This is a genomic window from Terribacillus aidingensis (assembly GCF_900215625.1).
Classification (GTDB): domain Bacteria; phylum Bacillota; class Bacilli; order Bacillales; family Amphibacillaceae; genus Terribacillus; species Terribacillus aidingensis.
Genome location: NZ_OBEK01000002.1, coordinates 670,818 through 686,814, shown reverse-complemented (window position 1 = coordinate 686,814; position 15,997 = coordinate 670,818). Strand labels below are relative to the sequence as shown.

Here is a 15,997-nt window from a genome sequence, read left to right as displayed (position 1 = left end):
TAAGCGCTTTAATTATGGGGGGTGGACTTTTGCTAAATGAATTTGTCTTAGAATTGGAAGGCATAACCAAAGCATTTCCAGGTGTGAAGGCGCTGGATAATATGCAATTTCAGCTGAAAAAAGGAGAAATCCATGCGTTAATGGGGGAGAATGGCGCGGGTAAATCAACCTTCATCAAAATTATTACTGGCGTGCACGAGCCTACTGAAGGAGATATGTACCTTTTCGGTGAAAAGATAAGCTTCAAAAATCCAAATGATGCAGAAAAGATGGGCATTGCAGCAATCTATCAGCATGTTACCAGTTATCCGGATTTATCTGTCACCGAGAACATTTTTATGAATCATGAAATCAGGCATCCCACTTGGAAGACGCTGAATTGGAGGGAGATGCATAAACAGGCACGCGAACTTTTGTGCGAATTGGGCAGCAGCATCGACCCTAAAGCCCAAATGAATACATTGAGTGTTGCCCAGCAGCAAATTATCGAAATTGCGAAGGCGATCAGTACGAAAGCTAAAATTATCATAATGGATGAACCGACCGCAGCTTTAACTGCGAGAGAAAGTGAAGAGTTGTACCGCATTACCGAGAAATTACGTGATGAAGGAACGTCTATTATCTTTATCTCGCACCGCTTTGAAGATATGTACCGTCTGGCAAGCCGGGTAACTGTACTTCGGGACAGCAAAAATATTGGCACTTGGAATGTTGATGAAATTTCGAATGATAAATTGATTGTGGCGATGGTCGGAAGAGAGATTAATCAAATCTTTCCTGACAAGAAAATGTCGGCAGGAGACACTGTTTTGGAAGTGAAAAGCTTATCTAATCTGGGCGATTTTGAAGATATCAGCTTTTCGGTTAAAAGCGGCGAAATTCTCGGCATGACTGGACTAGTGGGCGCTGGGAGAACAGAGGTATGCCAGGCTATTTTCGGGATTACGCGCTTTGAGAAAGGTGAGATCTTGCTTGATGGCAGTCCAGTTAAAAGTCGCAGCCCGCAAGAAGCGATGCAGAATGGAATCGGATATCTGGCAGAAGACAGGCTGGAACAAGGCTTGGTAGTGAATTGGAGTATTGAGAAAAATATAACACTTGCCAATTTGTCTGAGTTGTCTTCGTACACTTGGCTGCATCGAGCGAAGGAAAAAGAGCAGGCGAAAACATTCGGAGAAAAGGTGCAGATTAAGGCAACGAGCATTTTTGACACCGTTCACTCTCTTTCTGGCGGTAATCAGCAGAAAGTGGCTGTTGCAAAGCTGCTGACAAAGGATTTGAAAGTAATCTTGCTGGATGAACCGACTAAAGGAGTGGATATCGGAGCGAAGGCAGCAATTTATGAGATTGTTCGGCAGCTGGCAGAAGCAGGCTATGCGGTCTTGTTTGTATCATCCGAAATGCCGGAAATCCTCGGTATGAGTGATCGGATTCTCGTTATGAAGGAAGGCAGGATTGCTGCTGAATTTGTAAATAGGGGAGTAACACAAGAGATGATCCTAGAAGCCGCCATGGGGGAAGAACCGGTGCAGAAGAAGAGCGGCTAAAGGAGGAGATATTAGTGGAAATCAAAGTAGCGCATACAGAAAATCCGAAAAAAAATATGCTCACGTTGTTTTATCAATTTCGTGAGTTAGGCTTGTTATTCTTTATTATCCTTTTGTGTATCGGCGTACAGATGCGAAATCCCTCTTTTTTAACGGGCGAAAATATTCTTGATTTGGCTACGAATACGTCAATCTTGGTAATCCTCTCTTTAGGAATGATGATTGTTCTTATTACAAGAGGAATTGACTTGTCAATAGGAGCGGTCATAGCGCTGTCAGGTATGCTGACGGCACAGCTGGTCGCAGCCAATCCGTCCATCAACCCGCTTCTATGTTTATTATTTGGGACGATAATCGGTTCTGTATGCGGTATCGTCATTGGCTTGCTGATTGCAAGGGTAGGTTTACTGCCGATTATAGCGACACTGGCATTGATGAATATATTCCGCGGTCTTACATTTTTGGTCAGTGACGGAGAATGGGTCAGTTCTTATCAAATGTCAAAAGGTTTCGTTGCATTAGCGGGAGGATCTTTCTTAGGAATAAATCATCTGATCTGGGTTGCGGTCTTTTTCTGTCTCGTATTCTTTTACTTTTTGAATTACACGCGCACCGGCCGCCAAATTTATGCTGTCGGCAGTAATCCGCAATCTGCAGCAGTGAGCGGTATTAAACAGAGTCGGATTTTGTTACTGGTTTATACAATTATGGGTGGATTATCAGGCTTATGCGGCGTTCTGTGGGTGTCTAAATTTGCCTCTGCTCAAGGTGATACGGCATCTGGATATGAATTGACGGTTATTGCTGCTTGTATACTTGGCGGTGTCAGTATTGCGGGCGGTTCCGGTAAGCTTGGGGGCGTTTTGTTAGGTGCCATCTTACTTGGAATTTTAAATAATGCACTGCCGCTTTTGAATGTATCACCATTCTGGCAAAACGGCATTCAAGGATTTATAATTTTGCTTGCCGTTATCGTAAATAGTATCGTAAAACGGCGTGTTGATCGTACACACTCGCTAAGGAGGGCAGGCTGATGGAACAAGAAAAACAAACCTATCAACCTCGTACGTTGGAAACACAGCTGCCGTTCTCCTGGAAACGCTTGTTTTTTCAATGGGAATGGATGCTTCTGCTCATTTTAGTAGCAGTTCTGCTGTTTGGCAGTTATGTGTCGCCATACTTTCTCAATTATCCGAGTTTGCGGGATGGAACGATGGTGTTCTTGGATAAAGCCATAATCGTTTTTCCGATGGCGATGATTATGATCATGCGGGATATCGATATTTCGGTAGGATCTACAGTAGCATTGTCTTCCGTGGTTATGGCGTCTCTATATACAACTGCCGGACTGCCAATGGAAGTAGCGATTGTTGCTTGTCTTGTCACGGGAGCTGTTTGCGGTTTAATCAATGGTCTGTTAATCGTTAAATTTAAAGAGCTGTCAGCCGTCATTGTTACACTCGGCACAATGATTCTTTACCGAGGAATTGCTTACATTATATTGGAAGATCAAGCTGCAGGAGGCTTTCCAGAATGGTTTGGCTTCTTCGGATGGGGGTATGTATTTGGCATCCCATTTCTGCTGATTGTTTTTGCAGCTTTGGCTATCGTCTTCGGAATTCTCATGCATCAGACAACTTTCGGCAGAAAGGTGTTTGCTATCGGTAACAATCCGACTGCAAGTCGATTCTCTGGTGTGCGAGTTGATCGTATAAAAGTAATTGTCTTTATGCTGGCAGGACTATTGGCTGCTATTACAGCTATTTTCCTAACTTCCAGAATGGGCAGTACAAGACCAAATATTGCCACAATGTATGAATTGGACATTATTGCCATGGCTGCACTGGGTGGTGTGAGCACCGCTGGCGGTAAAGGACGTATTCTCGGTGTTGTAATAGCTGTCTTTATTATCGGCTATCTGCAATACGGGCTTGGGTTAATCAATATGCCGAGCCAGCTGTTCTTAATCATTGTCGGCGCATTGCTCATACTGTCTGTTGCCATTCCAAAGTTAGGCAGCATGATAAAAAGAAAATGAGTACTCCAGCTTAGCTGATACAAATAGAAAAAGGGGAGAACATGATGAAGAAATTTACGAAATGGGTGGGATTGTTAGTATTAGTATGTATGCTGGCTGCTTGCAGCCAAGGAGCACCAGAATCCAACGGTGCATCTGGTAACACAGACGATGGGCCAAAGAAATATGCTTTTGTGTTTAAGAACACAGGAAATCCTTATGGAGAAAAGATGCAGGAAGGTTTTGAGAGCGCAGTGAAAGAATTGGGCGGTGAAGTGATTCTGAGATCGCCGGACCAGCCAACTGCAGAAGGCCAAATTCAAATTATTGAACAGTTAATCACACAAAAAGTAGATGTAATTGCAGTTGCCGGCAATGATCCGGATGCCCTTGAGCCTGCACTGAAAAAGGCGAGAGATCAAGGAATCAAAGTATTGTCTGTCGATTCAGCAGTCAATGCAGACAGCCGTGATATTCATGTGAACCAAGCCAACCCAGAACGAATCGGTCGCGTTCAAATTGAAGCAGTATCTGAAATGATCGGCGGAGAAGGTCAAATTGCAGTATTGAGTGCAACGAGTCAAGCGACGAATCAAAATGAGTGGATAGAATGGATGAAAAAGGAATTAGAAAAAGAGGAATACAAAAACATCGAACTTGTAAAGGTAGCTTATGGCGACGATTTACGTGATAAAAGTGTATCTGAAACAGAAGCACTGCTAAAGTCATATCCAGATTTGAAAGCGATTATTGCCCCAACCACAGTCGGTATTGCAGCAGCGGGTAAGGTTCTTACGGATAAAGGGTTAGAAGGAGAAGTGGCGCTGACAGGTCTAGGTCTTCCGAGTGAAATGGCAACATATATTGAAAGCGGCGTCAGTCCTTGGATGTACCTATGGAACCCAATTGATGTTGGTAAGGCTGCTGCCTATACAGCATATGAGTTAGGAGAGGGCAATATAAGCGGCGAACTTGAAGAAAAAGTTGATCTGCGCGACCTCGGAGAAGTAGAAGTGGTCGAAGATGGGGAAGGGGCGCAGATTATGTTAGGCGATCCGTTTAAGTTTGATAAAGAAAATATCGATGAGTGGAAAGACGTATATTGAGATTCTTCAAGCCGGGGTGCTTCATCCTCGGTTTTTTTGTTTTTACAGGCCGGTAAACGTAGAATATCCCATTATTGTGTGTATCCTACCTGCATTAGATTTTGGAATTGCTCATATGGGAATGTGAAACGCGTCGACAGAGTTTGCAGTATTACTACGAATGTAAAAGTACATTACCTCTATCTTAATTGCCCGTTCAGGATTATTTTTCCTAAGACATCTACAAATGCCATGTATATCCATTAAATTTCTGTTGATAAAGAAACTCAAATCATGTATCCTCTTATTTACTGCGACAAATAATTTAATATTTTTTTCTTATTAAGAGAGATGGAGGGACTGGCCCGATGAGATCTCGGCAGCGGAACTTATAACTAAGTTGCTGTGCCAAATCCAGCAAGCAAGAGCTTGTAAAAATAAGAGAAGTGTTTTATAGCTATAAGGCCTCTTCTTGTTATTTGAGAAGGGGTCTTTCTTTGTTTGCAAGTTGGAAAGTGACTTGTCGTATTTATTTTTGGAGGTGGAACAATGAAGAGAGGAAATCCATGGGCGCTCATCCCATTTCTTGTTTTTTTGATTTTATTTATTGGTTCAGGCATTATTATGGGTGATTTTTATGCATTTCCTGTTATCGTAGCTATTGCTATTGCAGGTGCTGTAGCATTGGCGATGAATCGAAAAGAAACATTTGCGCGAAAGGTTGATATTTTTTGTCAAGGCGCAGGTAATTTAAATGTCATGATGATGGTTGTAATTTTTCTTTTAGCTGGTGCATTTTCAGCAACTGCAAAAGGTATGGGAGCTGTGGACGCTACAGTTAACTTCGCACTATCGTTTGTGCCGCAAAACCTGCTTATTGTAGGTCTGTTCATCATTGCCTGCTTTATCTCACTGGCTATGGGTACATCAGTAGGCACGATTGCGGCGTTAGCGCCAATTGGTGTTGGGATAAGTGAACAAACCGAACTTTCTGTAGCTTTCGTCACAGCGGCAATAATTGGCGGAGCAATGTTTGGCGATAATTTATCCTTTATTTCAGATACCACTATCACCGCCGTCCGTTCGCAAGGTGTGAAAATGAAGGATAAATTTAAAGTGAATTTCTGGATTGTGCTGCCAGCAGCTATCGTAACCAGCATTGTTTTAGGGATAATGACCATAGGTGAAACAGCACAAGTTGACCATGTTAGTTATAATTGGATAAAAATTCTGCCTTACATTTCCGTAATTGTCTTTGCTTTAGCCGGAATGAATGTTTTCCTTGTGCTAGCATTAGGTATTGTTTTTTCTGGTGTTATTGGCTTGGTCGATGGCAGCTATCAAGTAATGACGCTTTTCCAAACGATAGGAGACGGAATCGCAGGTATGTATGAAATCGCCTTTCTCGCTATCTTAATAGCTGGAATGGTAGCAATTATTAAGCATAATGGCGGGATTGACTTTCTGCTTCACCTCTCCACACGAAAAATCAAGTCCCAAAAAGGTGCTGAATTTAGTGTGGCAGGGCTTGTGGGACTCACGAACTTATCGACGGCTAATAATACGATTTCAATTTTAATTGCCGGTCCGCTTGCAAAGAATATTTCTGATAAATATGGAATTGATCCGCGAAAAACTGCAAGTATCTTAGATATCTTTTCTTGTACCATTCAAGGGTTGATTCCATATGGTGCGCAATTACTGACCGCTGCTAGTATAGCTGGTATTTCGCCAGTAAGCATCTTGCAATATTCCTTCTACCCAATTCTTATTGGAATTTGCGGAAGCATTGCTATTCTTCTCGGATATCCGAGAAAGAAGAAAGACTAAAAGAGCGATAATAAGATGATAAAATAAAGAAGAAAGGACATTACCTTTTGTAGGATACAATGGTTGTAATGTCCTTCTTTCTTTCTCTAGATAAGTAAATCAACAAAGTCAATTAACCATAATAATATTATGTAAACTATCATCGTCACTTTTTTCTCAAAATTATGTCTTTCATCTAGTCAGCGGCTGAAAACCTGTGATACTATTTTATCTATGTATAGAAAAAGCGTAATGGAGAGAGAGATATGAAGGTAGCTAAATTTGGTGGTAGTTCAGTAGCAAGTGCGGATCAGCTCCGCAAAGTAGCACAAATTGTAAAAGAAGATACAGAACGGAAATTTATTGTCGTTTCTGCACCGGGGAAACGTGATAAGGCAGATACGAAGGTAACAGATTTGCTGATTGCAATCGGCGAGGCACATCGCAAAGGAGAAGACGTCAGCAAACAAGTGGAGAAAGTACTAGCGCGTTTTCGCTCCATCGTTAGTGACTTGGAGCTGGATAACATTCTAATTGAGCAAATAGCTGATCATTTAGAAGGAATACTAGCTGATACTATTCCTGTTTTGGATAAAATGGACGCTTTGAAAGCTACGGGAGAAGATTCGCTGGCGAAAGTATTCAGTGCTTATCTTAACAAGTTAGGCGTGAAAGCAGCTTATGTTAATCCGCAGGAAGCGGGTCTTCTTGTCAGAGAGGAACTAGGCGGCGCCCGTATACTTGATGAAAGCTTCGATCATTTGTACAAGCTTCGTGAACGTGAAGAGGTGCAAGTCATTCCAGGTTTCTTTGGCTATACAAAAGAAGGGAAACTGGCAACATTTCCGCGGGGCGGATCTGATATTACTGGTTCGATTGTAAGTGCAGGTGTAAAAGCTTCTTTATACGAAAATTTCACCGATGTAGATAGTGTGTACAGTGTGAACCCAAACATCGTGGATAATCCGAAAGAAATCCATACACTGACGTATCGGGAAATGCGGGAATTATCTTATGCTGGTTTTTCTGTGTTTCATGATGAAGCTTTAATTCCGGCGTTCCAGGCAAAGATTCCAGTGTGTGTGAAAAACACCAATAATCCGTCTGCGCCAGGTACGATGATAGTAGCGGAGAGGGAAGTGACGGGCAACCCGGTCATCGGTATTGCAAGTGATGCAGGTTTCCTGAGTATTTATATTAGCAAATACTTAATGAACCGGGAGCTCGGTTTTGGACGGAAGCTTCTGCAGATTCTCGAAGAAGAGAACATTTCCTTTGAACATGCGCCATCAGGAATTGATGACATGAGTGTTATTATTCGGGAGAGTCAGCTTCCTGCAGACAAAGAAGCGATTGTAGTACGCCGGCTGAAAGAGGAGCTCCAAGCAGATCATGTATCGATTGACCGAGATCTTTCCATGATTATGATTGTGGGAGAAGGAATGATTGAGTCTATCGGAGTATCCAGCACCGCTACAAAAGCATTCACAGACGCAAATGTGAATATCGAAATGATCAACCAAGGTTCCTCCGAAGTTTCCTTGATGTTCGGTGTTAAAACGACACAGCTTCATGATGCGGTGAAATCTTTATATCAAGCATTTTTCCAGTAATTAAAAATCAGGACAGCGCCTAAAGATGCGCTGTCCTGATTTTCTTTTTAATCTTGCTTAAGGGCAGCTGGAGGCTGGCATAATCACGGATGCCTCGGTCAGCTGCCATGTCCAGCAGATGAACGAACACGTTTGCTGTCATTTTCGCATCCCCCAGTGCGTGGTGCCGATCGAGCTGCGGAACCCCGAAGCGGCTGATTAAGCTGTCAAGACGGCACTGCCTTTTTTTGAAAAACATCCTCGCCATTATTTGTGAATCTAACGTATAGCAGGAGAGGGGAGGCAGTTTATACATTTTCAGCATCGTCTGGATAAACCGAATATCGAATGATGCTGGATGGGCAACGAGAATGGTATCTTTACTGTATGCCAAAAAACGTTCCATCACTTCGGTGAATGCGGGCGCGTTCTCTATTTCATCAGGATCCATTTTGGTTAATTTGATTATCTTCTTTGGTGTTTTCAGCATTGGTTTTGCAACTTCATAAAATGTCTTATCAGATAGTATGCGGTTTCCTTGTACTTGGACCGCTCCGATTGAGATAATCTCATGTCCGAAGTCGGGGAAGAAGCCAGTCGTTTCTAAATCAAAAACCGTAAATATCTGATCTTCGAATGGCACCTCCCGCAGCGAACGGGCTGGCCGGTAATTGGTAAGTGCTTCTTGCAGCCGTTCATATGCTGGTGCTTTCATCAGCGCTTTTCGCTTTATATACTGTGTCAATTTCCCATAAAGCATATAACGGAAAAGCTGAAAATCGATTATCATCCGTTCACCTTGTTTCTATTCTGTCTTAGTTCAAGGCCTTGCTGCATTCCTTTTGCAGCAGCAAGTGCATTTTTCAGTGTCTGTTTTTCGACTTTGTCCAGTTCTTTTACAGAAATTTGCGTTGTTAATGGTTCACCAGCATCCAATTGCTGCAGATTAAGCTTAAGACGGAAGAGCAGCAGTTCATGCAATGCTTGGATAGCCATTTCACTGTCACTTTTAGACATGTAGTTATTGTCTAGAAGAGAGCGAAGGCGCCGGACAGTATGGACGTTTTCAATACCATAGCCGACGGCGTAAATACGTACGGCATTAACAATTTGCATCATAGCTGACTGCTTTAGATTTAGGTGCTTTTCCTTTGAACTTGTAGAGATGCGGCCAAATGCTTGCAGCGGTACACGTATCTGCAGCGTGTCGCGAATCAGCATTGGCTGCAGTTTTGGTGCGTGCTGCATAGCATGTGTAAGTTTTTCCCGGAGCTTGTGAGCAAGATCAAAATCTCCATACACAGGGCGAAAATCAATAAAAATAGTAAAATCTCTTACTTCTTGTGCATCCAAATTCCGCAGCCATTGATCAATGGTATGAGACCATTGGGACAGGGAGTGGCGCCATTTCTTTTCCTTCGCCATAATGCCGCCGGTACAAAGCGGGAACCCGCAGGCATCGAGCTTAGTATTGATCTTTTCTGTCAATCTTTCGAAGTAGGTTTCTATTTCTTCTTTATAGTTCAATTCATCGTAGTCCGCAAGAATGATCCCGTTATCTTGGTCTGTACTGAATCCCTGTTCTTTCCTGCCTTCACTTCCCATTACGATAAAGCAGTAATTAATCTTTGGTCTGCCGTATCCCTCTTGTACCATTTCCCGTTCTGACAGTTCGATAATCTGCCTGTGCATTCGATCATTGTAGCTTGAGATCAATTCAACAATGTCGTAGCCATACATGCGCTCGTCGATCAGCTGCTGGATGAACAACTGAAATTGCCTGTTGTGCACCGGACTGAGACTAGCCAGTGTTTCAATTGAATCGGCATTGGCAATTCTGTAAGTGAGCTCAAAGTAAACGCTGTTCGATACACTTAGGAAAGAGGACTGGCGGATAAAACCGACCGCTCTGCTTCCGTGGAGCACAGGTATGACAGCCGCTGGGTGATGCTTAAGGAAGGAAAGGGCATCATAAATAAAATCATGCTCCTGCACAAAATAATAATCTTTGTTCATAATCTGTTCTGCTGGGGCGTCCAATCTGCCTTCCTTTAGAGCATCAAATATTTGCCGATATCCAATCATCCCTTCAATATCTTGTTTGTTCGCACTGACAGCTACGCCTTCCGTTTCTGCAGTTTGCAGCAGTTCGGCTGCTGCATAAACGGATTCGTCGGGATGAATGAAAGTAGGTCGCTCCATAAAACTGGATACGCGCTTCTTATAGAGGGCCGGTTCCGTTTGGTCAGATAGATCGCTTGTTTTATATTTTACTTCTTCATACAAGCTTTTCATCATCTGGCTGACTCGCTCGAGAATCGCCTGCGAAAACTGTGCATTTTGCTGCATGGCTTGCTGGAAGGAAGCCTTCGGGAAAACAATCGATTTTGCTTTTTCTGCCGCTTGAACAGCTATTTGCATGTCGCCATTTGCTACCAGCGTTAATAAACCGGCAAAATCTCCAGGATAGTCATAACGAACAGCAACTTGCTTGCCGTTGGCCTGGTAAATAATATCTTTTGCAACACCTGAGACAAAATAATGCACATGGGCATCTTCATCTTTCTCTTCGGCTGAAACAATGTACTCATTTTCTAAAAATTCCTCGATTTCTGCTTGCTCAAACAACGCATTGCGCTCTTTGTCTTGCAGCAGGGAGAAAGGCATTGTGTTTTCATATAATTCGGCTAATTGTGTCATCGTTAAGTCGCTCCTTGCATGTCAAAAATCTTATTATTGCTAATTTCTGCAGACTAGTATACCCTATAAGTGTGCAAAACTTTGCAGGATGTGATCAAAAATGAAAAATCTACTCATAATCGGTGCTGGCGATGAGGCCGTCTTATTTATTAAGCAGCTGCAGCAGATCAAGGGATTTCGCGTCGCTGGGATGCTAGTGAAAAGCCCAAGTGCCATCGTAAAATACCAAGCAGAACGACTGGATATCCCGCTTTGGAAAGAAGTGACCGCTGAATCATTAGAGCAGGTCGATTTTGTGCTGGAAATCTCAGGCGAATTGGCAGATTTTCTTGATCCTTCGCTCTGCAAGGCGGAGATTATATCCGGACAAAGTGCACAAATGATGCTTGCATTCGCATCACCAGAAGATACAGAGAAAACTTCTACATATAATAGTCAGCAGTTTCGCAGTAAAACGCTGGAATACTTGCATGAGGGGATCCTGTGCATCAATAGTCAGGATGAAATTATGTATATGAACGAAGCAGCAGAAATGCTGCTTGGCAGCCGCAAGCACACAGTAATCGGGAAACCCATAAATATCGTACTACCCGGTTCAAGGCTATCTGAAACCATTCGAAAAAGAGAACGCTTTACCGATGAACAACTAAAACTCCCGAATGGGGAAGGTGTCGTGTACACATGCGCGCCAATTGAGGATGACCAAGAACGTGTGACAGGTGCATTTGCAGTATTAAAAAAGACAATTGATATTGTAGCGCTGGCAGAAGAACTGACAGACGTTCGGGAAGTAAAATCGATGCTTGCAGCCATTATTGATTCATCACAGGAAGCCATCAGTGTTGTAGATGAAAACGGTATTGGCTTGATTGTTAATCCAGCTTACACGCGCCTGACTGGCTATGAAGCTGATCAGATAGTCGGGAAACCGGCGATAACGGATATTATGGAAGGAGAAAGCCTGCATATGCAGGTGCTGCGTACACGCAGACCGGCCACAGGAGCTCGTATGCGAGTCGGGAAGCATGGGAAGGAAATGATGGTCAATGCCGCTCCTATTATCGTTGATGGGAAGCTGCGCGGCAGTGTCGGTGTGCTGCATGATATATCCGAACTGCATGAACTCCAAGATGAGGTGCAGCGCGCCCGGAAGATAATCCGCAGTCTGGAAAATAAATATACGTTAAAAGATGTTATTGCAGACTCTGACACGATGCAAGTAACGCTTGAACAAGTGAAATTTGCAGTGCTTGCAGATGCGCCGTGTCTTTTACGCGGAGATGCGGGTGTCGGTAAAGGGATGTTTGCTGCGATTATTCATAATGAAAGTAAACGGCGTCATCATCCGTTTATCCGTGTTGATTGTGCCGCAAATGATGAGGAAACGTTAGAAAATCAATTGTTTGGCTCCGTTCGCCAGCAGCATGCTGGCGGTTTGATTGAAAGAAGTAATGGAGGCACCTTGTTTTTGGATGATGTAGACTTCTTGCCGCTTCGGTTGCAGGAGAAGCTTACAGACTTCATGACAACAGGCAAACTCCGGCTTCATGCCGGCAAGTCAAAGCAGATAGATGTGCGAGTTGTTGTCAGTGCGCGTCACCCGCTGGAACGGGCTGTTTTTGAGAATCGATTTCATGAGCCTTTATTTGAGAAACTAAAGCGAATTACAATTTATATCCCAGACTTGGCGGCGCGACTGGATGATTTTGAAGGGCTGCTATCCACAATTATCCACAAGCAACGGCAGCTGCTGCAAACATCGGTTCAATCCATTTCTGAATCGTCAATTGATGTATTGAAAGCAAAGAAGTGGTCCCATAATGTTAAAGAGCTGGAAACTGCTATCGCTCAGGTTATGACATTTATGGAGAAACATGAGCGTGTTATCCAGCCGAAGCATATACAGCTGCAAAGCGCCGATCCAGAACTGTCTGTATCAAATGGGACGCTGCAGGAGCAAGTAGAGCTCGTGGAAAAACAGTTGATTGAGGCTGCTTTGCAAGCCAATGATTACAATAAGAAAGCAGCAGCAGATCAGCTTGGTGTATCCATCCGTAACCTTTACTATAAAATGGATAAATATAATTTTGATAGAAGTGGCATGCAAGATTTTTCATAACGGGGAAGGAAGAATACGATGCATAAGTTTACCGCTCTTGAAAAAATGTCTGCTGCCAAGCAAGGGTTTACCATTGCCATTGCAGCCGCAGACGATCCGTCCATTGTGCAAGCTGTTAAAAAAGCAGCCGATCAGCAGATGGCTTCCTTTTTACTATTTGGCGATAGTGATCGGCTGAAGCAGTTCATGCAAGAAGAGCAGCTAGGAGAGGAAAGCATAACCTGCGTCCATGCAGAAACAGCAGACAGGGCGGCAGATATGGCGATTGAATCCTGGAAGGCAGGAAAAGCGGATTTGCTGATGAAAGGGATTGTTAGTACAGATGTACTGGCAGGCAAGCTTTTGAAAGACAAATCGATGCTAAAACCCGACCATCTTTTGTCGCAGCTGGCAATCTTCGACGTCCCATCTTATCATAAGCTCCTTTTTTTGACGGATGCGGGCATTAATATCGCTCCGTCGTTAGAGGTGAAAAAGAAGATTCTTGCAAATGCTGTGAATGTTTATACGCAAATGCTGCACCAAGAACCGAAAGTAGCAGCTCTCGCCGCAACCGAAAAAGTGAATCCGGCGATGCCTGCTACGACGGATGCTGCGCTGCTTCGTGTGATGCAGGAGCGGGGCCAGCTGGCTGCTTGTGAGCTTGATGGTCCGATTGCGCTGGACAGTGCGCTGTCAGCACAATCTGCTGCTATTAAGAAAATCGACTCACCCGTCGCGGGAGATGCAGATATTTTATTGGTTCCTGACATTGAAAGCGGCAATATGTTATATAAATCGTTTACCTATGCAGCAGGAGCCGTCAGTGCTTCGCTGCTCGTTGGTACTAAAGCGCCCGTCATTCTCACATCGCGTGCAGATGACAGTACAAGTAAATATTATGCAATATGCTTCGCCATTGCGGCGGCATCTGTTGCTTAGGAGGAAGAAAAATGAAAATTTTCGAGACGTTAGAACAATATGATTACGAACAGCTTGTCCTTTGCCAGGACAAAGAATCCGGCTTGAAAGCGATCATTGCTATTCACGATACAACACTGGGACCTGCACTAGGCGGTACTAGAATGTGGACATATGCGTCAGAAGAGGATGCCATTGTCGATGCGCTTCGTCTGGCAAAAGGGATGACATATAAAAATGCAGCGGCTGGTCTGAATCTGGGCGGCGGTAAAACCGTCATTATCGGAGATCCGAAAAAAGATAAAAACGAAGCGATGTTCCGTGCATTTGGACGTTACGTACAATCATTAAATGGCCGTTATATTACGGCAGAAGACGTAGGAACAACGGTAGAAGATATGGAACTTATCCATACAGAAACTGATTTTGTAACAGGAATCTCTGCAGAATCCGGTTCATCAGGAAATCCGTCTCCTGTCACAGCTTATGGTGTGTACAAAGGAATCAAAGCAAGTGCGAAGGAAGCATTCGGTGATGACAGCCTGGAAGGCAAGACGATTGCCGTACAAGGTATTGGGAACGTTGCTTATGCTTTATGTGAACACCTTCATGCAGAAGGTGCCAAACTGATCGTAACAGATATTAATAAGGAAGCTGTACAAAAAGCGGTCGAGGCATTCGGTGCTACAGCTGTCGATCCAGAGGATATTTACAGCGTTGACTGTGATATCTTCGCGCCTTGTGCACTTGGAGCAGTTATCAATGACGACACATTGCGTGTGCTGAAAGCAAAAGTAGTTGCTGGAGCAGCTAACAATCAGCTGAAAGAAGAACAGCACGGACAAATTCTATATGAACGCGGCATTGTTTATGCGCCAGACTATGTAATCAACTCAGGCGGTGTTATTAACGTTGAGGACGAACTGCATGGCTACAATCGCGAACGTGCGCTTCGTAAAGTAGAGACGATTTATGACAGCTTGCAGCGTGTGTTCGAAATTGCGAAACGTGACAACATCCCGACAAGTATTGCAGCAGATCGAATGGCAGAAGAGAGAATTGAAACAATGCGCCGATCCAGAAGCCAGTTTTTACGTAACGGCCACCATACATTAAGCAGAAGATAATATCAAGGGGGAAACCGCGTGCATACTGTTGAAAACCGTATTTTAGCGATAAATCCAGGTTCTACTTCCACTAAAATTGGTGTGTTTGATGATGAGCATAACATTTTTGAACGAGTAATCCGCCATGATTTGGAAGATATCGGCGGATACGAAAAAGTAATGGATCAATATCCTTTTCGGAAACAAATTATCTTGGATGCATTGGATTTTGAAGGCATCAATGTTTCCAAGCTAACTGCAGTCTGTGCACGCGGCGGACTGCTCAGACCGCTTGAAGGCGGAACGTATCAAGTAAATGAAGCGATGCTTGCGGACCTAAAGGCAGGTTATAATGGCGAGCATGCCTCGAACCTTGGCGGGCTGATTGCTTATGAGATTGCCAGCAGTCTCGGAATTCCAGCATTCATCACCGACCCTGTTGTTGTGGATGAATTGGATCCGCTGGCCCGCTTATCTGGTTTGCCGGGTGTGGAACGGAAGAGTATTTTTCATGCTTTGAACCATAAAGCGATTGCCCGCAAAGCTGCTGCAGCGAAAGAGAAGCCATACGAGGAAGCGAATATAATCGTTGTTCATCTCGGAGGCGGAATTACTGTCGGTGCTCATCGGCAAGGATTCGTAATTGATGTGAATAATGGATTGAATGGGGAAGGCCCGTACACACCGGAAAGAGCGGGAACCGTACCAGCTGGTGATTTAATTGAACTAGCATTAAGCGGTGAATACACGAAGGATCAGCTGATGCGTATGCTGACGACAAAAGGCGGATTCATGGGATATCTCGGAACAAATGACGGACGGCTTGTCGCCGACCGAATCAAAAAAGGCGACGAAAAGGCAAAATTTATTTTTGAAGGGATGGTTTATCAGACTGCCAAAGAAATCGGTGCGATGAGTGTCGTTCTGACGGGTGAGGTGGATGCGATTGCGGTCACCGGCGGACTGGCGCATGATGAACTGTTCATTTCCATGCTGAAAGACAGGGTAAGCTGGATAGCAGACGTGCTTGTTTATCCAGGTGAAAATGAGCTTCGTGCCCTGACAGAAGGTGCGCTCCGCGTAATGCGTAAAGAAGAAGCGGCGAAAGTTTATGCCGTATAG

The 15,997-nt window shown here is 43.9% G+C and carries 12 protein-coding genes and 1 riboswitch; of the genes, 10 read left to right on the top strand and 2 right to left on the bottom strand.

Translation table 11 applies throughout. The annotated features are described in order from the left end of the window. Positions 1-29 precede the first annotated feature (29 nt). The 6 genes from CRO17_RS08750 (at position 30) to CRO17_RS08725 (ending at position 8,071) form a co-directional block, all read left to right on the top strand. On the top strand, positions 30-1,547 hold the full coding sequence (locus CRO17_RS08750) for a sugar ABC transporter ATP-binding protein (RefSeq protein ID WP_245864730.1): 1,518 nt from the start codon (positions 30-32) through the stop codon (positions 1,545-1,547). Positions 1,548-1,561: 14 nt separating this feature from the next. Continuing rightward, on the top strand, positions 1,562-2,581 hold the full coding sequence (locus CRO17_RS08745) for an ABC transporter permease (protein WP_245864729.1): 1,020 nt from the start codon (positions 1,562-1,564) through the stop codon (positions 2,579-2,581). Then, positions 2,581-3,585 (top strand): ABC transporter permease, encoded by a 1,005-nt coding sequence (locus CRO17_RS08740; protein ID WP_097041317.1) that lies wholly within the window; start codon positions 2,581-2,583, stop codon positions 3,583-3,585. Before CRO17_RS08745 ends, CRO17_RS08740 begins: the two co-directional genes overlap by 1 nt. A gap of 44 nt (positions 3,586-3,629) precedes the next feature. Then, a complete protein-coding gene (gene rhaS, locus CRO17_RS08735) occupies positions 3,630-4,670 on the top strand; it encodes a rhamnose ABC transporter substrate-binding protein (RefSeq protein WP_097041315.1) in 1,041 nt (346 codons plus the stop codon). A gap of 315 nt (positions 4,671-4,985) precedes the next feature. Next, positions 4,986-5,093, top strand: a riboswitch (SAM riboswitch). A 105-nt stretch (positions 5,094-5,198) separates the two neighbouring features. After that, positions 5,199-6,479, top strand: a complete 1,281-nt coding sequence (locus CRO17_RS08730; protein ID WP_097041313.1) for a Na+/H+ antiporter NhaC family protein — start codon at positions 5,199-5,201, stop codon at positions 6,477-6,479. A gap of 245 nt (positions 6,480-6,724) precedes the next feature. Next, positions 6,725-8,071: an aspartate kinase gene (locus CRO17_RS08725; RefSeq protein ID WP_097041311.1), complete on the top strand. Its 1,347-nt coding sequence runs from the start codon at positions 6,725-6,727 to the stop codon at positions 8,069-8,071. A gap of 19 nt (positions 8,072-8,090) precedes the next feature. On the opposite strand, the gene CRO17_RS08720 is transcribed toward CRO17_RS08725, so the two are convergent. Continuing rightward, positions 8,091-8,840 carry a 3'-5' exonuclease gene (locus tag CRO17_RS08720; RefSeq protein WP_097041309.1) on the bottom strand — a complete coding sequence of 250 codons (750 nt, stop codon included), beginning with the start codon at positions 8,838-8,840 and terminating at the stop codon, positions 8,091-8,093. Further along, positions 8,837-10,750 carry a DUF294 nucleotidyltransferase-like domain-containing protein gene (locus tag CRO17_RS08715; protein ID WP_097041307.1) on the bottom strand — a complete coding sequence of 638 codons (1,914 nt, stop codon included), beginning with the start codon at positions 10,748-10,750 and terminating at the stop codon, positions 8,837-8,839. Before CRO17_RS08715 ends, CRO17_RS08720 begins: the two co-directional genes overlap by 4 nt. A 100-nt stretch (positions 10,751-10,850) precedes the next feature. On the opposite strand from CRO17_RS08715, the gene CRO17_RS08710 reads away from it, so the two are divergent. From CRO17_RS08710 to buk, 4 genes are read left to right on the top strand one after another with little or no spacing between them, the layout of a single operon-like run. Continuing rightward, positions 10,851-12,869, top strand: coding sequence for a sigma 54-interacting transcriptional regulator (locus tag CRO17_RS08710; protein WP_097041305.1), 2,019 nt, complete (start codon positions 10,851-10,853; stop codon positions 12,867-12,869). Between the two features lie 18 nt (positions 12,870-12,887). Continuing rightward, the gene (locus CRO17_RS08705; protein ID WP_097041303.1) at positions 12,888-13,790 is read left to right on the top strand and encodes a phosphate acyltransferase; all 903 of its coding nucleotides are present in this window, start codon (positions 12,888-12,890) and stop codon (positions 13,788-13,790) included. Positions 13,791-13,801: 11 nt separating this feature from the next. Continuing rightward, entirely contained in the window at positions 13,802-14,896 is a 1,095-nt protein-coding gene (locus CRO17_RS08700) for a Glu/Leu/Phe/Val family dehydrogenase (RefSeq protein WP_097041300.1), read from the top strand. An 18-nt stretch (positions 14,897-14,914) separates the two neighbouring features. Continuing rightward, positions 14,915-15,997 carry a butyrate kinase gene (gene buk / locus CRO17_RS08695; RefSeq protein WP_097041298.1) on the top strand — a complete coding sequence of 361 codons (1,083 nt, stop codon included), beginning with the start codon at positions 14,915-14,917 and terminating at the stop codon, positions 15,995-15,997.